Annotated in this window: 20 protein-coding genes; 7 read left to right on the forward strand and 13 right to left on the reverse strand. The window is 63.1% G+C overall.

What is annotated here, in order from left to right; translation table 11 throughout:
• Nucleotides 1-180 precede the first annotated feature (180 nt).
• Entirely contained in the window at nucleotides 181-360 is a 180-nt protein-coding gene (locus ACSFC7_RS22215) for a hypothetical protein (RefSeq protein WP_436344992.1), read from the forward strand.
• Between the two features lie 28 nt (nucleotides 361-388).
• Here ACSFC7_RS22215 and ACSFC7_RS22220 read toward each other — a convergent pair whose 3' ends face one another.
• The 4 genes from ACSFC7_RS22220 to ACSFC7_RS22235 form a co-directional block, all read right to left on the reverse strand.
• Nucleotides 389-1,183, reverse strand: a complete 795-nt coding sequence (locus ACSFC7_RS22220; RefSeq protein WP_436344994.1) for an ABC transporter permease subunit — start codon at nucleotides 1,181-1,183, stop codon at nucleotides 389-391.
• Entirely contained in the window at nucleotides 1,176-2,189 is a 1,014-nt protein-coding gene (locus ACSFC7_RS22225; protein ID WP_436344996.1) for an ABC transporter ATP-binding protein, read from the reverse strand. The genes ACSFC7_RS22220 and ACSFC7_RS22225 overlap by 8 nt, the downstream gene beginning before the upstream one ends.
• Before the next feature lie 88 nt (nucleotides 2,190-2,277).
• The gene (locus ACSFC7_RS22230) at nucleotides 2,278-3,345 is read right to left on the reverse strand and encodes a zinc-dependent alcohol dehydrogenase family protein (RefSeq protein ID WP_436344998.1); all 1,068 of its coding nucleotides are present in this window, start codon (nucleotides 3,343-3,345) and stop codon (nucleotides 2,278-2,280) included.
• Between the two features lie 103 nt (nucleotides 3,346-3,448).
• Nucleotides 3,449-5,005, reverse strand: a complete 1,557-nt coding sequence (locus ACSFC7_RS22235; RefSeq protein WP_436345000.1) for an aldehyde dehydrogenase family protein — start codon at nucleotides 5,003-5,005, stop codon at nucleotides 3,449-3,451.
• Nucleotides 5,006-5,470: 465 nt separating this feature from the next.
• Between ACSFC7_RS22235 and ACSFC7_RS22240 the strand changes: the two genes are divergently transcribed.
• The 3 genes from ACSFC7_RS22240 to ACSFC7_RS22250 all read left to right on the forward strand — a co-directional run bounded on the left by ACSFC7_RS22240 (nucleotide 5,471) and on the right by ACSFC7_RS22250 (nucleotide 8,412).
• A complete protein-coding gene (locus ACSFC7_RS22240) occupies nucleotides 5,471-6,286 on the forward strand; it encodes a helix-turn-helix transcriptional regulator (protein ID WP_436345001.1) in 816 nt (271 codons plus the stop codon).
• A gap of 208 nt (nucleotides 6,287-6,494) precedes the next feature.
• Complete coding sequence (locus tag ACSFC7_RS22245; protein ID WP_436345003.1) at nucleotides 6,495-7,451, forward strand: acetamidase/formamidase family protein; 957 nt, start codon at nucleotides 6,495-6,497, stop codon at nucleotides 7,449-7,451.
• 154 nt (nucleotides 7,452-7,605) lie between these two features.
• Nucleotides 7,606-8,412 (forward strand): class I SAM-dependent methyltransferase, encoded by an 807-nt coding sequence (locus ACSFC7_RS22250; RefSeq protein ID WP_436345005.1) that lies wholly within the window; start codon nucleotides 7,606-7,608, stop codon nucleotides 8,410-8,412.
• A gap of 221 nt (nucleotides 8,413-8,633) precedes the next feature.
• On the opposite strand, the gene ACSFC7_RS22255 is transcribed toward ACSFC7_RS22250, so the two are convergent.
• The 4 genes from ACSFC7_RS22255 to ACSFC7_RS22270 all read right to left on the reverse strand — a co-directional run bounded on the left by ACSFC7_RS22255 (nucleotide 8,634) and on the right by ACSFC7_RS22270 (nucleotide 11,124).
• Nucleotides 8,634-8,942: a 2Fe-2S iron-sulfur cluster-binding protein gene (locus ACSFC7_RS22255; protein WP_436345007.1), complete on the reverse strand. Its 309-nt coding sequence runs from the start codon at nucleotides 8,940-8,942 to the stop codon at nucleotides 8,634-8,636.
• A gap of 7 nt (nucleotides 8,943-8,949) precedes the next feature.
• Nucleotides 8,950-9,273, reverse strand: a complete 324-nt coding sequence (locus tag ACSFC7_RS22260) for a hypothetical protein (RefSeq protein ID WP_436345009.1) — start codon at nucleotides 9,271-9,273, stop codon at nucleotides 8,950-8,952.
• 1 nt (nucleotide 9,274) lies between these two features.
• Nucleotides 9,275-10,327, reverse strand: a complete 1,053-nt coding sequence (locus tag ACSFC7_RS22265; protein WP_436345011.1) for a ribonucleotide-diphosphate reductase subunit beta — start codon at nucleotides 10,325-10,327, stop codon at nucleotides 9,275-9,277.
• A gap of 92 nt (nucleotides 10,328-10,419) precedes the next feature.
• The gene (locus ACSFC7_RS22270; RefSeq protein ID WP_436345013.1) at nucleotides 10,420-11,124 is read right to left on the reverse strand and encodes a sterol carrier protein; all 705 of its coding nucleotides are present in this window, start codon (nucleotides 11,122-11,124) and stop codon (nucleotides 10,420-10,422) included.
• A 227-nt stretch (nucleotides 11,125-11,351) separates the two neighbouring features.
• On the opposite strand from ACSFC7_RS22270, the gene ACSFC7_RS22275 reads away from it, so the two are divergent.
• Together ACSFC7_RS22275 and gvpA are read left to right on the forward strand one after the other, a co-directional pair.
• On the forward strand, nucleotides 11,352-12,080 hold the full coding sequence (locus ACSFC7_RS22275; RefSeq protein ID WP_436345015.1) for an SCP2 sterol-binding domain-containing protein: 729 nt from the start codon (nucleotides 11,352-11,354) through the stop codon (nucleotides 12,078-12,080).
• Nucleotides 12,081-12,288: 208 nt separating this feature from the next.
• On the forward strand, nucleotides 12,289-12,576 hold the full coding sequence (gene gvpA / locus ACSFC7_RS22280) for a gas vesicle protein GvpA (protein WP_436345017.1): 288 nt from the start codon (nucleotides 12,289-12,291) through the stop codon (nucleotides 12,574-12,576).
• A 50-nt stretch (nucleotides 12,577-12,626) separates the two neighbouring features.
• On the opposite strand, the gene ACSFC7_RS22285 is transcribed toward gvpA, so the two are convergent.
• The 5 genes from ACSFC7_RS22285 to ACSFC7_RS22305 all read right to left on the reverse strand — a co-directional run bounded on the left by ACSFC7_RS22285 (nucleotide 12,627) and on the right by ACSFC7_RS22305 (nucleotide 18,372).
• Complete coding sequence (locus tag ACSFC7_RS22285) at nucleotides 12,627-13,250, reverse strand: hypothetical protein (protein ID WP_436345018.1); 624 nt, start codon at nucleotides 13,248-13,250, stop codon at nucleotides 12,627-12,629.
• A gap of 137 nt (nucleotides 13,251-13,387) precedes the next feature.
• The gene (locus ACSFC7_RS22290; RefSeq protein ID WP_436345019.1) at nucleotides 13,388-14,593 is read right to left on the reverse strand and encodes an acyl-CoA dehydrogenase family protein; all 1,206 of its coding nucleotides are present in this window, start codon (nucleotides 14,591-14,593) and stop codon (nucleotides 13,388-13,390) included.
• Between the two features lies 1 nt (nucleotide 14,594).
• Nucleotides 14,595-15,164, reverse strand: coding sequence for an SCP2 sterol-binding domain-containing protein (locus tag ACSFC7_RS22295; RefSeq protein ID WP_436345021.1), 570 nt, complete (start codon nucleotides 15,162-15,164; stop codon nucleotides 14,595-14,597).
• A 210-nt stretch (nucleotides 15,165-15,374) separates the two neighbouring features.
• Nucleotides 15,375-16,487 (reverse strand): acyltransferase, encoded by a 1,113-nt coding sequence (locus ACSFC7_RS22300; protein WP_436345023.1) that lies wholly within the window; start codon nucleotides 16,485-16,487, stop codon nucleotides 15,375-15,377.
• Between the two features lie 202 nt (nucleotides 16,488-16,689).
• The gene (locus ACSFC7_RS22305; protein ID WP_436345025.1) at nucleotides 16,690-18,372 is read right to left on the reverse strand and encodes an AMP-binding protein; all 1,683 of its coding nucleotides are present in this window, start codon (nucleotides 18,370-18,372) and stop codon (nucleotides 16,690-16,692) included.
• Nucleotides 18,373-18,587: 215 nt separating this feature from the next.
• Here ACSFC7_RS22305 and ACSFC7_RS22310 point away from each other — a divergent pair, with 215 nt between their 5' ends.
• The gene (locus ACSFC7_RS22310) at nucleotides 18,588-19,364 is read left to right on the forward strand and encodes an SDR family NAD(P)-dependent oxidoreductase (protein ID WP_436345027.1); all 777 of its coding nucleotides are present in this window, start codon (nucleotides 18,588-18,590) and stop codon (nucleotides 19,362-19,364) included.
• Nucleotides 19,365-19,426: the final 62 nt, after the last annotated feature.

Genomic DNA, 19,426 nt, shown 5'->3' on the forward strand with positions numbered 1-19,426 from the left:
CGCGAGCGAGCGACGCGATCCGTTATAGTAACAACCGAAGCGATTCACACACCGATCGCACAATCCGCGTTTCTCACTCTCGTTGCTCGCGGCTGTCGCCGCTCGTCTCGTCGCGGGCAAAACGCGCCGCACACGCCACCGTGCCCGACACTTTTGACCGTTGGATCGCATACTGTCAGTATGGTTCGCGGACTGATCGCCCGGCTACGCGAGTGGGTTGCCGTCGAGGACGCCGAAGAGCGTATCGAGGGCTCCGGTGATGCGATCACGTCGCCCCAGCATCGTCGCTCTCCGGAAGCGGAACGGGAACTCGACCGACTCGAGGAACTCTCCGACGAGCACCAACGCGATGACTCGTAACTCGGGTCGACGGACCGTTGAAAGAATACTATTCGATATCGCGCCGTCTGAACCAGAGCTGGCTGCCGACGACGCACGCGACGGTCATCGCGATCAGGACGCCGGCACCGGCGAGGTCGTAGGTGCTCTCGAGCAGGATTTCGTTCGGATCGAAGTACCGCATCGGCGCGATCGCACCGATCGCTTCGTAGTCGGTCCCCGTGAGCAGCGACTCGAGCATGAACAGCCCGAACGTGACGCCGAGGGCGATCCGTTGAGCGATACTCGTGCGGTCGACGACGACGGAGGTGACCAGCCCGATCCCGGCACAGGCGAACAGATACGGAATCGAGAGGAGGTGGACGGCCGCCAGATCCGCCGCCGAGAGCGGTTCGCCGACCAGGACCGCCGTGACGTAGACGACGGCCGGCGTGAGGACGTTGACGACGACGATCGGCACGCCGAGCGAGGCGAACTTCTCGCCGACGGTCCGGGCCCGCGAGATCGGCATCGACAGCAGGATGTCCATCCGGCCGCGCTCGACGTCGCCAGCGATCGTCCCGGCCGCGAGGTAGGCCAGATAGAGTCCGAGCAGGATGATCCAGCCGAAGACGTAGAGTTCGAACGCGAGAAAGCCCTCGAGGGAAGCCATCGTCTGGATGTCGAACATCTGGATGACCTGGTCGGGGTAGGCCTGCAGGAACTCATCGTCGACGTCCTCGAAGGAGCCGCTGAACGAGGGGTAGATCCAGATCACGATGACCGCCAGCAGCGACATCGCGACCGAGAGATAGACGCTGCCCTTCAGCCGGTGGCGGCCGTCGTAGCGGGTGAGTTCAAACATCGTCGGTCACCTCCGTCGCGCTCGCGTGCTGGTCGAACGCGGTGTTCTCCTCCCCGCCCTCCTCGCTGCCGTAAAACCGCATGAAGACGTCCTCGAGGGGCGCTTCCTCGATCGACAGGTCGAGCAAGGGGTACTCCCGCAGGCGCTCGAGTAACGTATTGACGTCGCCGGTGAACGTGAACGTACACTCGGTAAACGCTTGGCTCGTGCCCTCTCGAGTCGACTCCGCGGTCGATTCAGTGCTCGTGTCCGAGGTACGATCCGGCGTCGTCTCGAGGTCGTGGACGCCGTCGATCGCGAGGCGCTCCGTGGGGATCGGATCGGCGGCGCGCAGGCGAACCACCTTCCCGCTGCGGTCGAGCAGGGATTCGACGGGTTCGACCGTGACGAGGCGGCCGTTGCGGATGATGCCGACCCGATCGCAGAGCCGTCGCACCTCGCCGAGGATGTGCGACGAGAAGAAGACGGTCACGCCGCGCTCTCGTTCCTCCCGAAGGAACTCGGTGAAGCGGTGTTGCATCAGCGGATCGAGTCCGCCCGTCGGTTCGTCGAGGATCACCAGCTCCGGGTCGTGCATAAACGTCGTCACGAGTCCGAGTTTTCGGACGTTGCCGTGGGAGTAGTCCCGGATCGGTCGATCGATCGGTGGGTCGAACAACTCGAGCAACTCGTCGCTGCGCTCGTCACCCTTGATCGAGGCGTGTAACTCGAGGATTTCCCGGCCCGTCGCGGTCTCGTCGAACGCGGGACTGTCGGGGAGGTAGCCGAGTCGGCGTTTGGCCTCGAGGAGTTCGTCCTCGTCGGCGACGTCGCGGCCGAGTAGCCGGGCCGAGCCGTCCGTCGGTGACAGAAAGCCGAGCAGCGTCCGGATCGTCGTCGTCTTCCCGGCCCCGTTCGGTCCGAGATAGCCAAATATTTCGCCGCGCTCGACGGAGAACGTGACGTCGTCGTTGGCGAGCACCTCGCCGTAGTCCTTCGTCAGCCCCTCGAGTTCGATTGCTGCCATGACGAAGGATTGGATTGCAGATCATATGTATCCCCGCTGGATCAGAGGCGTCGAACGGGGACCTGGCGGCGCGTACAGCCCGGCAGTCTCAGAACTCGGTACAGACCGGGATCCCCATCGTGTCGTACTCGCCGAGGCGCTCCATCACCTCGGGGACCTCCTCGAGCGAGCAGGTCTCCGTGACGATCTTTCCGGGATCGATCTTCCCGCCGTCCATCATCCGAAAGATTTCGTCGTACTCGTTGGGCGGCATGCCGTAGGAGCCGTAGAACTCGCGCTCCTCGGTGACCATGGTGTCGACCGGGATCGAGACCTCGCCGCCCTCCTCGGCGGTCGTCATCCCGATCTGGAGGTGTTGGCCGCCCTTGGCGAGCGAGTCGATCGAGTTGCGGACCGTGTCCGCGATCCCGAGCGCGTCGACCGAAACGTCGACGCCGCGACTCATCTCGGTGACACCCTTTACGGTCTGGGAAACGTCGTCGACGGCCTCGGGATCGACCGTCTCGACGGCACCCAGCTCTCGAGCCAGCTCGAGCTTTTCGGGGATCACGTCGACGGCGACGACGTTCGCGCCGAGGGCGCTGGCGACGTGGACCGCGGAGAGGCCGACGCCGCCGCAGCCGTGGACCGCGACCCAGTCGCCGGGCGTGACGTCCACGCGGTGGACCACTCCGTGGAAGGCGGTCGCGAACCGACAGCCCAGCCCCGCGACCTCGGCGGGATCGACCGACTCGGGCACCGTCACGAGGTTCTGATCGGCGTTCCGCACGGGGTACTCCTCGGCGAACGCGCCCTGCTGGAACGGAACGAACCCCATCGGAACCGACTTCTCGCAGATGTTCGCCCGCCCCTCGCGACAGTACGGACAGGTTCCGTCGCTCAGGTTGAACGGGTTCGTCACGAGGTCGCCCTCGCTGAAGCGCTCGATGCCGTCACCGACTTCGACGACGCGACCGACGGGTTCGTGGCCGAAGATCAGGCCCGGCGTGGGGATCAACCCGATCCAGTCCCAGTCGCCCTGCCAGGCGTGCCAGTCGCTGCGGCAGATGCCGCAGGCTTCGGTTTCGACGACGACCCCGTTCTCCTCGCACTCCGGTCGATCGACGGCTTCGACCTCGAGCGGTTCGTTCGCGCCCTGGAATACCACGGCTTTCATGACCGATCAGACGACGGCGCCCGCCATAAAATTAATTATTGATGGTTATATTTATTCGAGTGGCTATCGCTGCACGGGGGCAAATTTCGCCCGAGATCGGCGCTCAACCGAGCTTCGGCACCCCGTCGAAGTTCACCTTGACCGTCTTCACCTGCGAGTAGTCCTCGAGCGCTTCCTCGGCGAGTTCGCGTCCCATCCCGCTCTCGCCGTAGCCGCCGTGGGGAGCCGGATCGAAGAGGTCGTTGTAGGTGTTGACCCAGACCGTTCCGGCCTCGAGGCCTGCGGCGAACTCGTGGGCGGTCCGGAGGTCGTCGGTCCAGATACCCGCGGCGAGCCCGTAGCTCGTGTCGTTCGCTCGCCGGAGGACATCCTCGGGGTCGCTCCACTCGAAGACCGAGAGGACGGGGCCGAACACTTCCTCGCAGCCGACGGGGTCGTCGTCGCCCACGTCGGTCAGGACCGTCGGCCGGACGAACGGGGCCCCCTCGAGATCGTCGTCGACTGCGGCGTTCTCCCCGCCGGCGAACGGCGTCGCGCCGTCCGCGACGGCAGTATCGACGTAATCACGAACGGTCGCCGCGTGCGAGTGGTCGATCATCGGTCCGATATCGGTCGTCGGCGAGAGCGGGTCGCCCACGGTCAGGCCCTCGATCGCCTCGTCGAGTCGCTCGAGGAACTCGTCTCGAACGTCCTCGTGGAGGTACAGCCGCGAGCCGGCGGTACACTGCTGGCCGGAGTTGAAGAAGATGCTCACGAGCGTCCCCTCGATCGCCCGCTCTACGTCGGCGTCGGGGAAGACGATGTTCGGGCTCTTCCCGCCGAGTTCGAGCGACGTCGGCGTGATCGTCTGGGCGGCGTTCTCGAGGGTGGCGACGCCCGACGCGTGCGAACCGGTCAGGGTCAGCTTGTCGACTCCTTCGTGTGCGGTCATCGCGGCTCCCACCTCCTCGCCGAAGCCCGTGACGACGTTGACCGTCCCACGCGGGAGGACGCGGTCACAGATGCGTGCGACCTCGAGCGTCGACAGCGCGGCTCGTTCGGAGGGTTTGAAGACGACGGTGTTACCGGCCGCGAGCGCCGGGCCGAGCTTCCACGCGACGAACATCGCGGGGAAGTTCCACGCGGAGATGGTGCCGACGACGCCGTAGGGCTCGTGGCGCGTGAAGACGTGCTTCTCGTCGCCCGTCGGGACGACGCGGCCCTTGTCAACCGAGCGCGCGAGCGACGCGAAGTGACGGAACTGTTCGATCAGGATTTCACAGTCGACGAACAGCGCGTGGAGGTTCGGCTTCCCGGTCTCGAGGCTGTCGAGTTTCGCGATGTCCGTCTTGCGATCCTCGAGGCGATCGGCGATCTCCTCGAGGCGTTCGGCGCGTTGCCTCGGCGAGAGTTGGCCCCAGTTTCCCTCGAAGGCCTCGCGTGCGGCCTCGACGGCCCCGTCGACGTCCTCGGCCGTTCCGATCTGTACCGTCGCGAGCGACTCACCCGTCGTCGCGTCGATCACGGCACCCTCCTCGCCCTCGGCGGTGTCGACCCACTCGCTGTCGATCAGGTGGCCGTACCGGTCGCGCGAGAGGACCGTGTCGGCGGCCGACCGGTGGCGCTCGAGGACGTCGTCGCTCACGTCGTAGCGGTCCCGGTCGTAGTACTCCTCCTGCATGGGATTACTGCACCTCCGTCGCAGTCCGGCTACGGTCAGCAATCGGATCCGGTTTCGGCGAACGCACGACCGTTACTCCGGTGAGGTCGCCCGTCGACTCGCTGGCAGCGACTCCCAGTTCCGACGCTTCCACAGGCCGTGTGGAATTGGCACACATTGGATATGAACGTCCTATCATCTCCGGAAATCGTTAGTGTGACCCCTCGGAAACGCGGTTATCTTTAAGCGGTGGTCAAACACGTCTCGATAATTCTCGATGCGGAGCGAAGACACAGATCGGTCAGTAAGTGGTAACCAGTTATCGGAGTGACCGCTTCTGTCTCCGGTAACTGCCAGTAGTGAGACCTGCGAGATACAGAGATTGTACTCAGGAGAGTCTCGGAGGAAGCCGACTATGTCCGCGGCGTATACCCAGACGTTTATGCCATCTCTTGGTGAATGCTAACACGTCTAAATCACCCAGAGATGAGCTTACCGTTCGAAGACCTTCAGTCGCCGCTCGAGGAAATCGAGTTTCTCGCTCGGTCGCCGAACCGCGTCAGGGTGCTCGACGCGCTGAGAGCGGGGCCGATGAATCGACACGATATAGAAGAGGAAACCGGCGTTTCGAGAGCGACCCTCGCTCGGATCCTCGGCGACTTCGAACAGCGAGGGTGGGTAACACGAGATGTTCGGCGATACGAGACGACGCGCGTCGGCGACTACGTCGCGCGGGAGTTCACGGACCTCTTGCAGCGCTTCGAGCCCGTTCCGGGACTCAACGAGGTGGTCGAGTGGTTCCCCGAAGAGGGGCTGGATTTCGACCTCGGCTGTCTCAGCGGGGCGGAGATCATCCGCCCAACCAAGAGCGACGCCCTCGCACCGACGACACACATCACCCAACGACTCCGAACGGCCGACCGCGTCCGAGTCGTCTCCTATTCGCACCTTTCCGACGTCATGGAGGAATGCCGGCGAGGAACCGTCGAGGGATCCCTCAAACTCGAAAGCACTGTTGACCGGGAAGTGCTCAATCGAATCGGAACCGACCCGCGGATGATAGACTACGCGCGGGAGATGGTCGAGTCGGGACGGGCCGAGTTCTATTGGTACGAAGGCACGATCCCGTTCACCGTGTTCCTCGTCGACGACAGGGTGCTGCTGTGCTTGTCTGGTGGGGAGGGGGCTCCACGCGCGGTGATAGAGACTACGGACGAGACGATCCGCTCGTGGGCCGAATCTACCATCGAGACCTATCGCTGTGAGAGTGAAGTACTCGATCCGAGGTCGTTCACCGAGTGAGAGTCGGTTACGCTGTGGGAACTTCTCAGCGCGAATCTATACCACGCTACATCGCCTCCTTTCGATCGAGATCATGACGACTTCGACAGACCGGTGGACGGCGTACGCGAGAGAGCGCTGTATCACAGTTCGTGGGAAAGCGCAGTGGCGAGCGAACGCTGTCGACGGTGTCGAACGAGCAGGATCCAAAACTCCGTGAGGTAGTAACATGCAATCGAAATCCCAGATAGATCACACCTTGGAGAAACGGGACGAAAACGTCCATTCCGACTGGAACAACGACCGAGATCCCGCACTCGTCGTCGATTCCGGCGACGTGATACGAGTGGAATGTCGAGAACCGCTGAACGACCAGATTACACCGGAGAGCGACGTGGAGGACCTTTTAGCGGTGAATATGGAACACGTACACGCTCTCACCGGACCTATTTCGGTCGCCCAAGCATCGCCCGGAGACGTTCTATCGGTCGAATTACTGGAAATCAGCCACGAGGGCTGGGGATGGACCGGGTTCTTCCCGGGAGAAGCGGGAATCGGTCTCCTGTCGGAACGATTCCCCGAACCCGAGCTGTTCGTCTGGGAGCTACAAGACGACACCGGCATCTTTAAAGACGGAATAGAAGTGCCGTTAGCCCCCTTTCCTGGCGTCGTCGGGCTGGCTCCCGAAGCGAACGGGCCGCATACGACGATACCCCCGAGGTCCGTCGGCGGGAATATTGATATAAAACACTTGATAGAAGGAGCGACCGTGTACCTCCCTGTCGAGGTCGAGGGAGGCCTGTTGAGCATCGGGGATTGTCATGCTGCACAGGGGGACGGTGAAGTGTGTTCGACGGGCATAGAGGCGCCGATGGACGTCACGATCAGGGTACACGTCCACCACGACAAGGAGATCCGGCAACCCCAATTCGAATCGACTGGCCCGTACACGCCGAGCGGCGAAGACGAGTTGATGTATGGAACCGCTGGCATAAGCGACGACTTGATGGACGCCAGTAAAAAGGCAGTCTGGCACATGATCGAGTACCTCTCCGAGGAATACCACTTGTCGAAGAGCGAAGCGTACATCCTGTGTTCGACGTGTGTCGACCTGAAGATTAACGAACTTGTCGACGAACCGAACTGGGTGGTGTCAGCGTACGTATCGGAGGGATTGTTCCCGTGAGACCGTCGACGCCGGCGTCGGACATCGACTCTCGGACAATGAGCTCGAAACGTTGCCGACCACGACCGAACCGGAGGGTGATCCGTCTCCGACCGCAATCCGCTTCGAGAGCGTGCACTCGCCGGATTGGCAGCTGGAGACGGAGTAATCCAGCATGACTCCAGAGGCACCGTTTCCAGACGAGCGGGCAAAACGGGTGTGGTCCCTCGGATTCTATTCTGAGATCGCCCCGAATTTTCTGGGTATGGCGGCGCATCTCGTCGAGGCTGCCGAAATCAGTGCGACCGACACTGTCCTCGATGTCGGCTGTGGGACGGGAAACGCCGCAATCACTGCTGCGCGCCGTGGAGCGAGCGTTACGGGGTTCGACATTGTCCCGAAGATGCTCGACGAAGCCCGTGAGAACGCACGGATTGCTGACGTCGAAGACGTCGCCTGGCGGGAAGGTACCGCGACGGATCTTCCATTCGAAGATGACGCGTTCGACGTCACCCTCTCGTGTCTCGGCCATATGTTCGCAGAGCCGCCCGATGTCGCCGGTCGAGAACTGCTCCGTGTGACACAGCCGGGTGGTCGGATCGCGTTCACCTCGTGGGTGCCCGAGGGCCCCGTTCCCGCCATGGGCGCAGTCTTGGCCGACTATCTTCCGCCGGATCCCGATACGCCGGAGCCGCCGTACCTGTGGGCCGACCCTGATGTTGTGCGCGAGCGGTTGGATGACGGAGTCGGAGATCTTTCGTTCGAGACCGGAACGATCCTGACTCCGGTACTCTCACCGGCGCACTATTGGGAGAAGGCAATCACGGAATCCGGGATATTCATCGTGGCGCTTGACGCCATCAATGAGGCCGATCACCCGTCACTCCGCGAAGAGATGATCGAGACGATCGAGCACTTCTTTGTCGGGAGTCAGAATGCGATTCCCATGAGGTACCGACTCACGAAGGCGACGGTCAACTAATCGAATCGATCTCTATCTCTGTTGATTAGGGACGCAATTGGGGTCGTCTGTCCCTATCGATCTTCCGTCCTCGATGGAACGATCAGAGATCGAGAGATATGCGCTTCGGATTCAGAACCACTCCATCAATGGTCTCTCTATGTGCCAGGATTTAGAGGCAACGACGTCGCTGTTCGAGAAAACGGCGGCCGAACCCCGTCCGAATTGACGGCGATCCCGTCTCAGAGCGCGTCGAGGCCGAGCAGGTCGTTCTGTACCCGTTCACCGACCCGGATCTCGCTGTCCGCCCGCGGGTACGAACAGCAAAGCAGCACGTAGCCGTCGGCCTCCTGTTGGGGGGAGAGCGCCGTCCCCTCGCTCCCGTCGAGTTCGCCCTCGAGCAACTCGCCGGCACACGAGGTACACATGCCGTTCCGACAGGAGTGGGGAAGCTCGAGGCCGGCGCGTTCGGCCGCGTCGAGGACGTACTCGTCCGGGGCGACCTCGACGGTTTCCGACCGGTCCTCGAAGTGAAACGTGATCTGGTACATCGTGACGTTAGATTCGCTGGCGGAGTTTGTACAGTTCCAGCGCCTCCAGTCGCGGGTCGCCGGTGCCGACTTCGTCGTGCTCGAGGCTGGCGCCGCTGATGCTCTCGTTGAACGAGGTGCTGACGCCCTCGTCATCGAACGTCGAGTCCATGATGTAGGCGACGTTCTCGCGGACCTCCTCGAAGCTCTGCCCGAGTTCCTCGGCGGCGTCTTCGATGGCCTCGACGACCTCGTCCTCCGAGGCGGTGAACTCCGCTCCACGGGACAGCTCTTCGAGTTCTGTATCGTTCGTCGCGCCAGTGTCGTTCGTCGTGTCTACGTCGTCGCTCATGTTATCGCCCTCCATCGACCGCGACGCCGCGTTTGCGCTGGTAGATCTCCTGGTACTCCCGGACCTCCTCGTCGATGTCTTTCTCGAGACACTCCTGGTGTCGGTCGGCGACGACCCCGATGATCTTGCGGTGATCGATGTCGAGGTCGAGCGCCTCGTTGAACTGACCGTCGATGAGGTGGCCCACCCGCATCAGGAGGTCGTTGAAGTCAATCTCGAGGGGGTCTTCGACGGCGTCCGTGAACATGTAGCCGAAGTCAGCGACCGACGCCACGTTCTCGTAGAGGACGTTCTCGATGGCCCGGCCGACGCCCTGAAACTCGGGCTCGCCGGCGCGTTCCTTCGCGAGGAGTTCGCCCAGCGCCTCGACGCCGTGGGTCATGTGGCGCCCTTCGTCGGTGCTGATGAACTTGAACCCGTGGTTCAACAGCGGTAACGGGGCGTTCTGCGAGAGTTTGTTGATCGCGTAGAAACCGCCGCGGGCGAGCAGCCCCTCCACGATCATGTGGTACACCGTCAGCGCCTTCGCGATGTCGACCGGATCCTGCGAGTGGGCCGCTCTGGCGGTCAGCTGTCCCTGTCGATCGAAGATTTCGCCCAGCCCGGTCGCCTGTACGATCGGGATCCGAGCGCCCCCGCGTTTGGGGTTCAGGTCGGCGAAGACGTCCTGATCGCCCATCACCTCGTGCATGTAGACGTCGAGGAACTGCGTGTGTTTGTGTTCGGTCAGGGTGAACATCGTCATGTACATCTCCATCTCCTCGTTGTCATCGAAACACGGCGCGCCCACGATGCGCTGGAGGTGGTGACTCGCGTCCTCGCCGACGGCGAACTCGCCGTCGAGAAAGCCCGATACCAGATACCGAATCTGCTTTTGCTCGACCGGTCCGAGCGAATTCCAGATCTCGCGATCCTCCTCGAAGCCGACCTCCTCGAACAACTTCTCGACGTTCCACGTGCCGAGTTCGACCCCCTTCTGGAAGAGGTCGTACCACTTGCTCTGCGTGTCGATCCGTTCGGCCTGAAATCCAGGAGTTGTGCTAACTTGTGACACAAAAGGAGTTCGACAGTCCTAGCAATGAGCGTATCCGTTCGAATAACCGGTCATTGAAGGCACGCGGCCGTGGCCCTACCGCGACCCGCCGCTCAGAACAAGTACCGCGCGTCGGTTTCGCCGGCGACGTCACCCATCGCCCCCGCGGCGTCACCGTAGTGGAGGATGCGAGTGATCTCACCGTCGAGGTCTATCTCATTCGACATCACCGACGCGACGACGTCGGCGCCCTCGAGGAGTTCCTTCCAGGTCTCGTAGGGAGCCGCGAGTTCGAATCCCGGATCGCACCCTGACGGATCTTCGACGAGTTCCGCCCGTTTACAGTCGCCGTCTTCCAGTTCGAGATACGCGTGGACCCGCATGTCGTCGGTGACGTACGTCTCCAGTTGCTCGAGCAGCGACGCGAGGTCGCCCCGAATCAACTCCTCGAGTTCCGGCCAGACGACGGTCGGCACGTCGGCGAGCGCCACTTCCGAGAGGGCGCGCCGGAACCGTTCTCGTTCGCACTCGCCCGCCGTCGACTCCAGTCGTTCGTCGAACGCCGGCGTCGCCGTCTCCCGCAGGCGATCGAACTCGTCGTCGGAGAGCGCATCGATTCGGGCGTAGAAGTCGTCGGTCAATTCGTCGGGGAGATCCCCGAACGCCGTCGCCTCGAGCGGAAGGTTCGTGAGGACGAAGCGGAAGTCGCCGTCGAAGTCGACGCCCCACCCCTCGCTCTCGGCCGCGTACGTCTCGTCTCGATCGAGATTCGCGCGGTAACTCGCTAACCACTCGCCGGACGGAAACCAGTCTGTCATGCATTGAACAAACTGGATTCGACGGCATTAGCGTTCGTTCGCGCATCCGAGGCGATATATGTGTGTGAGGGACGCGGCGAGCCGCGAGAGGAACGGAACGTTCTCGAGCGGACTGCCCGTCCGGATACCAATTCCTCATAAACACCCTCGGATGACGGGAGAAATCACAACAAGAGTTCACAATGAGCACAGTTCTATACCGGGTCCGCAGAGACCCAGTTCCGACAATGAGCACGCAACAACGCCGATCCATCGAACGGTACTTCCCGACCGAACCGTGGCTCGAGGAGTATCGAGAAGCGATCAACGAGAACGACGCCTACGCCGAACACTCGGCCGGCTGGGGGGTCAACTTCGACGGCTCCTTCATCTTCCAGATCGAGGACGTTCCGCTCGAGTCCACCGCGATCGCCGACCTCCCGCCGGAGATCGTCGAGGCCGTCGAGGACGAACTCTCGGCGCTCGACGCCGACCGGATCGAAACGATTCTCGAGGAAGCGCCGGCGAACGTCTGCGAGAGCATCGAGGCCCGCGAGGGATCGCTCGAAGACCGCGTCGCCGCCGAAGTAAAGGAGACGTCGATGGCGGAGATTCCCGATCGGATCTGGCCGGAACTCCGGCCGGAACTGCCGGACCTCCTCGACGAACTGATCACGCAACTCGAGGAGAACGTGGCCGACGACGGCACCATCTACGCGTATCTCGACCTCTACGACGGCGAGTGCGAGGCGGTGGACACGGTCACCGACCTCGACGACCAAGAGTGTGGGTTCCGCCTCATCGGCGAGTACGGCAAGTGGACGAAGCTCGTCCGCGGCGACGGCGACGTCATCGACATGCTGATGTCCGGCGAGTTCGAGATCGACGGCGACATGCAGAAGATCCTGCAGTACTCCGACGCGGCGGTCGACCTCGCGGAGGTCGCCGCCGACGTCGACTCCCGATTCATCTTCTGAGGCCGTCTACACGACGTACGGTCTCCAGCCACTGGTCGACGGTGATCCGGTGGCGACCTCGTTCGTGGGAGAGACGAGACGTCTCTCTCGAACCGATCGTCTCGAATTTTCGAGCGAGTCTCAACGGCGGGTTTTTCCGGGCGGTGGCTTGCCGGCGCAACCCGAGTGGTCAACCGAACTCCCGCTCCACCTGCAGACGGAGATCACAATGGCATCACCACAGGGCCGACCGGACTCCTCGAGTCTCGCCGAGGTACTCGATCGTATCCTCGACAAGGGCGTCGTCATCGACGTCTGGGCGCGCGTCTCCGTCGTCGGAATCGAACTGCTGACGATCGAAGCCCGCGTCGTCGTCGCCTCGGTCGACACCTTCCTGCACTACGCGGAGGAGATCGCAAAAATCGAGCAGGCCACTGCCGAGGGCGATATGGAGCAACTCGAGCAACTCGAGGTCGATACTCGACCGGAGTCGTCGCCCCAGTCAGCGACCGAGTAACGCTCGAGAGCCACCGTAATCACCGCGATCTTTTTGCGAACCGACGCGGATCAGTACTCGAGGATCAATCCGTACACCAGCCCGAGCGTTCCGCCGTACAGCGCCCACGCGAGGACGCCGAAGAGTCCGTCGCCCGTGAGATTCGGGATCATCGTCGGGACGCCCATCCCGAACGTCAACCAGACCGGCATCACGAACAGGGAGAAGACGACGCCGACGGCGATTCCGTACCCGTTCCCGAGCGCGAGCGTCGTCGTCGTGAGCGCGGACCGCTTGAGCAGCGGGACGAGGACTTTCCGGAGGTAGTCGTTGCGACTCGAGAGCGCCATCACCTTCGAGACGAACGAGTCGATCGAACTCGAGACGAACGCGCTAAACGGCAACGCGAAGAGGACGCCGAGGGCGAACATCGCGAGCCACCCGCCGTCGAGCGTCGGCACGCCGAAGACCGCACCGACCCGTCTGATGGCGTCGGTGTCGTGAACCTGGATCACCAGCGCCGCCTGGAAGCCGCCGGCGAGTCCGCCCGCGATGGCCGCTTCGAACTCTCGAACGTCTACCTCGAGCGCCTCGACGGTCTCGACGAGAGAGTCCAGTGCGTTCCGAAACGACGACGCGTCGGCGTCGTCGCTCGAACCGGCATCGGCTCCGGTAGTGGCGTCGGTGTCTGCCATAGTGGTAGTTATTGACAGTGTTCGCCGCTCGCGCGCCTCAATATTGTTCCGGGGATCCGCGGCGCTTTATACGATCAGCGACAGCCGTACGCGACGGAAACGGGGAGGCGAAAACGAGCCTCGAGCGAGCCGCGCGGTCAGTAGGCGCTCATACCGGTCAGCTCCTTGCCGACGATGAGCTTCTGGATCTCGGTCGTCCCGTCGGGGATCGTCATCACGCGGGCGTCGCGGTAGTACCGTTCCATGCGGTTCTCGAGATCCAGCCCCGCTGCGCCGAGGACCTGGAGCGCGTCGCTGGTCGCCTCGATCGACCGCTCGCAGGCGTAGCCCTTCGCGAGCGACGAGAGCAGTCGCGCGTCGGGGTCGCCGTCGTCCAGCGCCTCGGCGGCGCTCCGGGAGATCCCCCTCGAGGCCTCGATCGCCGCTCGGACGTCGTAGAGCTTCTCCTGGACCAGCTGGTGCTGGCCGATCGGCTCGCCGAAGGTCTCCCGATCCTGGGCGTACTCCAGCGCGTCCTCGAAGGCCGCCTGCATGATCCCGACAGCCATGTACGCCATCCCCGTTCGCATGAACGAAAACATGACGTTGAGGGGCTTGTGTTCGAAGAACAGTTGACTGACGTTCTCGGGGAACGGGACGATCTCGGAGATCGAGTGTCCGTCGGCGATGGCGTCGCCGAAGATCGTCGAGAACCGGTTCTCGACCGGAATGCGGACGTCGTCGAAGACCATCCGTCCGTTCGGGACGCCCTTCCAGCCCAGTTTGTTCATCTCCTCGGTCTCGAAGGAGGCGTTCTCGCGGTCGATCAGGAACATGTCCTGGACGTCCTCGGACGCGTCGCGGGCGATGACGAGGGCGACGTCGGCGATCTGAGCGTTGCCGACCCAGACCTTCTCGCCGTTGAGGACGAACTCGTCGCCGTCTTTTCGCGCGACGGTGTTCGGGTGGGCCGTATCGGAGCCGCCTTCGGGTTCGGTCACGGCGAGGCAGCCGACACACCGGTTCTCCTCGAGTTTCGGTACCATCGCCTCGCGCGTCTCGTCGGCGGCGAAGCGGACGAACAGCGACGGGAACGACATCTGCAGGGCGACGTTCAGACTCGGCCACACGCGGCTGATCTCTTCGGAGGCGATGACGAACCGCCAGACGTCACCGAAGTACCGGTGGACCGTATCCGGCGTGAAGCCGATGCCGAGGTCCTGTAAGTCGTCGAGATACCCCACGAGGTCGTCGCGCGTTATCGGGCCGTTGCGATCCTTCTCGTCGACGATCGGTTCGATTTCGGTCTCGAGGTACGCCCGAAGCTCGTTCCGAAACGCCCGCTGGTCGTCGGTCAAGCGCATCCTAGGACTCCGCGGGGACCTTCTCGGACAGCGAGTTCATGATCGGTGCCAGACGCGTGCCCTTCTGGACCGGGCCGTCCATCTCGTACTTCTGTTGCATGAAGCCCTGAATCGGGTCGACGGTGCCGACGATGAGGCCGACGAGCGTGTCCGCCGGACCGGTGATCTCGAGCATCGGATCGTCGAGTTTCCCCGCACCGCCGTGCATCGTCTGTGCGTCCTTGTCGACCTCGAGGTGGCCCTCCATCGGACAGTCCTCGGCCTCGAAGTTGACGGTGATGTCCTCGGTGATGACGTCTTTGACCTCGGGGGACGTCTCGACGAGGACGTTCATGCCGGCCCAGAGCAGTTCCTGGAACTGGTCCGCGGTCTCGGGGTTCTCGGAGACGAACGACGCGACGTCCATCGACTCCATGCGCGTTACCACGCGACCGAACGTCTCGGGGTTCTCGCGAACGAGGTCCTCGGTCCGCCCCTCCATCGCCGCGAGCAGCTCCGGCAGGTCGTCTTCGAGTTCGTCGTCCGATTTCTCGAGCGATGCTTCGATGTCCTGAATTACGTCGTCTGTCATAGGTGTCGATTCGGGCTCACCGGGGTGAGTCCCGCTGAGAGTGAATAGGGAGCAACCGACGAACAGTTTGATCCGTGGAATACGCGGAGGTTTATATGGTATCTCGTGACAATCGCCGATCGGTACCGACTCGGGACGCGAGTATCGACGGATTGTGTGGATTCGGGTGCGGGTTCCGCCCGCCCGTTCAGTACGGGGACCGACGTCCGGTTATCTCGAGACCTGATTTCGAATCCGGCGGATACTCGGTAAGTGGGTCCCACCGATCTCGATGGCGCCGACGGTGTGCGCTGCGAGATAGACGAGAAGGGCCCCGAAGAAGGTCGCAGGAGTCAACACGAGATGCCAGAGAATCGTGTTTTCGACCGGGTAGCCGGCCGTTCCCAGCAGCTCGCCGGCCAACTCGAGCGCGAACAACACCGCGGGGTGTGTCACGTAGATGCCGACGGCGTACGTTCCCCACGACGGTAACGGAGTGGACCGTCCGAGATCGGGTCGCGAGAGGAGGAAGACGAACAGCGAGAGCGTCAGCAGCGCGGTGGTAATCGAGTAACTCGACGCGTAGACGGTCTGACCGACGCTCTCGCCGGTTAGCACGTATCCAAGTACGTATCGTTCGCCGAGGTGGAGCGCGCCGAACAGGACGGTCGCGCCGAGATACAGCGCGCTTCGTTCGGGCTTCGGGCGCCATTCGCGCGAGGCGATGTGGAAGCCGAGGCTCGTATAAAAGAAGCCGAAGAACAGCGCGTCTCTGACTTCGAACGGGACGTCCACGAGCATCGTATAGCTCGCCCCGAAGAGACCGACGACGTGGAACCCGAGCGAAATCGGCAACAGGTAGTCGGTCTTGTCGAAGACGATGAACGAACAGATGAGGCCGAGCGAAAACAGGAGCGCCGGGAGGAACCACAGGATCTCGGAGACGGAGTTCCCGTAGTAAAGGAGTTCGAGCGGGGTCGTGAACTCCGTCAGTTTCGTACTGACGATGCTCACGAGCGGTCGATTTTCGGCGCTCGAGCGCACGATGGCGCCCGCGAGAAACACCGGGGCGGCGAGCGACAACCCGAACACGTAAATCGAAGCGATCGTGGCCGCTCGTTTGGCGAAGTAGGTAGTCGCATTACGGCGGGTGGTTTTCCGGGCGAAGAAATACCCAGCGGTCACGAAGAAGAACGGAACGGCAAAGCGCGCAGACGAATCTATCACGAAGTTGAACATGTTTCCGTAGAAACCGATTCCGCGAAACAGGTCTGTATGGATCGAGACGACGAACACCATCGCGATGATTCGCATCGAATCGATACTATAGATACGATCGCCCATGACTCGAGGCCACCTTATTTCTGCGTATGATTCTTTCGCCTCAGTTAATTGGTTCGCCGGCGAACAAAAGTGTCGTTGAAAACACAATATCCAGAATATAGTATCTATTTGAGGTGATTGGCAGGAGCCGATTCCTCGAGAGAACACCGCGGCTGGCGTCGGTTCCGCGTCGCTCAGTACCGACGCAGAGACGGCGAAACGTTCAGTCGGCCGGATCGGCCGTTACACCCTCTCGCAGCGCCTTCTTGTCCGTCTTCCCGACGTCGGTCACCGGAATCGTCTCGACGAACGTCACGTCTGCGGGAATCGCGTGTTTCGGCACCTTTCCCTCGAGGTGGTTAATCACGTCCCCCTCGGTCAGCTCCGCACCCGGTTCCGGTTCGACGAAGACGCGCACGCGCTCGCTGCCCGGGCGCTCCGGGTCGGGAACGCCGACCGTGGCCGGTCGCTTGACGCCCTCGAGTCCGTACAGCACCTCGTCGACCTCCTCGGAGTACACCTTCAGCCCCGAGACGTTGATCATGTGCTTGACGCGGTCGACGACGTAGAACCGTCCCTTCTCGTCGACTCTCGTGACGTCGCCGGTGGCGACGTAGCCCTCGTCGTCGAAGGGGTTCTTCTCCGCGTCGAGGTAGCCTTTCATCCGTTGAGGGCCGTCGACCAGCATCTCACCCTCGAGGCCCTCTTCCGCGGCGCGGTCGATCGGAATCTCCTCGCCGGAGTCGACGTCGCGGAGTTTGACCTTCGTGTCGGGGACCGGGAGCCCGATGGTCGGATGATCCAGTCCGTCGTCACCGTCGGACCCGGCGAGGAGTTCGTAGAGGCCGTGGACGTCGAAGTGGGTGATCGGCGACATCTCCGAGAGGCCGTAGCCCTGGGAGACGCCGCCGGCCTCGCGTTCGAACTGGGACTTCGTCTCGTCCGCGAGCGGTGCGGAGCCGGAGATGCCGATGACCTCGGACTCGAACGTCTCGTTGACGAGTTCCATGAACTGGGTCGGCACGCCGAGCATGATCAGCGGCTCGTGAGTCTCGACTAACTCGCTCATCCGGGCCGTATCGCGCGCGTCGGGGACGATCAGCACGTCGAGTGCGAGTTCGAGCAGGCTGTTCGTGATCGAGTAGCCGTAGGCGTGGTACATCGGGAGCGCCATCACGCCGGCCTCGCTGCCGCGCATCATCTGGGCCATCCGCGACTGCGCGGCGACGCCCTGAAGCGCGTTGGCGACGAGATTGCGATGCGTCAGCAGACACCCCTTCGGCAGCCCCGTCGTCCCACCGGTGAAAAGCAGCGTGTGAACGTCCGTCTCGGCGTCGAACTCGACGTCCGGCGGATCGGGATCCGCCGTCGCGATGACCTCGGGGAGCCACTCGACGCCGTCGATCGCTTCGTGGGCTTCCGGCGGGTTGTCCGAGTAGTCGTCGAGCGACGTGAGGATCACGTGTTCGAGGCCGAGTTCGTCTTTGAGCGACAGGATGAGGTCGCGGTGTTCGTCGTGGCCGATCAGCACCTCGGGGTCGCCGCGCTCGAGTCGATAGACCAGATCCTCCTCGGCGTCGAGGAAGTCGTTCGGGATGTGGACGCCTCCGGCCCGCGAAATGGCGTTCGTGGCGACGACGAACTGCGCGGAGGTCGGCAGGATCGTTGCGACCCGGCTCCCGTTCTCGACGCCGCGCTCGCGCAGCGCCGTCGCCAACCGTTCGACGTCGTCGCGTACCTCGGGATAGGTGAACCGACGACCGAACTGGACGATTCCCTGCTCGGGGTGTTCGTCTGCCGCCTCGTAGAGGAAGTGGTGGACCGGTTCGTCCGGATACGGCTCGAGCGACTCCGGGATGCCGAACCGTTCGTACTCCGCGGACCAGCGTGGCGCGTCTCGGGACATTCGTTCTCGTTACCACTCTTGATTCGCTAAAGCGTACTCACTGGGATACGCGGTGGTTGAAGGTCGACGCCGTCGGATTCGCGCTCACCGTCTGCGAGGCCCGCGGACCCGTCGGACGGCGCGGTGTGGAATCGCGACCCCGTCGTCGGCCTCGACATAAACGGCCTGCTATCCGTCGAGCAACGTCCTTCGCCGTCGCCGCTATCCCACGAGATATGGACTTCGGACTTGACGACAAGACCGCGCTCGTCACGGGAGCGGGCGGTCGTATCGGCAGCGTCGACTGTGAAGTACTCGCCGAGGAAGGCGCCGAGATCGTCGCGCTGGACGTCGACATCGACGCGGCCGAGACGGTCGTCGACGACATCGAAGACGCGGGCGGCACGGCCCACGCCCTCGAGTGCGATCTGACCGATCGCGACGAGGTCGCGGAGACGATTTCGGCCGTCGAAGAGGACGTCGACGGCATCGACGTGCTGATCAACAACGCCGGGATGGTCGACGCCCGCGACAGGGTCGAGGACTTCGACGACGAGATCTGGGATCGCGATGTCGCGGTCAACCTGACGGGGACCTACAACGTCACCCGCGCGGTCTACCCCGGGATGAAAGAACGCGAGTGGGGCCGGATCGTCAACATGTCCTCGGTGGCCGGCTGGCAGGGCGGCTTCGGGCAGGCGTCCTACAGCGCGACGAAGTCGGCCCTGATCGGGTTCGGGAAGACGCTCGCCCTGGAAGGCGCCCAACACGGTATCACGAGCAACGTCGTTGCCCCGAGCATCGTTGTCGGCGCGCTCGCGGACCTGCCGGTCGAACAGTTAGCGCAGGTCGACGAACACTTCGCCCGAATCGCCAAGGCGACGCCGCAGCGGCGACTCGGACGCGAGGAAGACGTCGCGAACCTGATCGCGTACCTCTGTTCCGAACAGGCCAACTACGTTACGGGGCAGGTCGTCGGCGTCACCGGCGGCGTCGACCTCTTCAGTTTCTAACCGGCCGCGCCCGGTGCGTTCGGCCCTCGAGACGAACTGTAGCGCGCGCTCGTTGTACGGTT

The sequence above is a fragment of the Natronorubrum halobium genome, assembly GCF_051351675.1.
GTDB lineage: Archaea > Halobacteriota > Halobacteria > Halobacteriales > Natrialbaceae > Natronorubrum.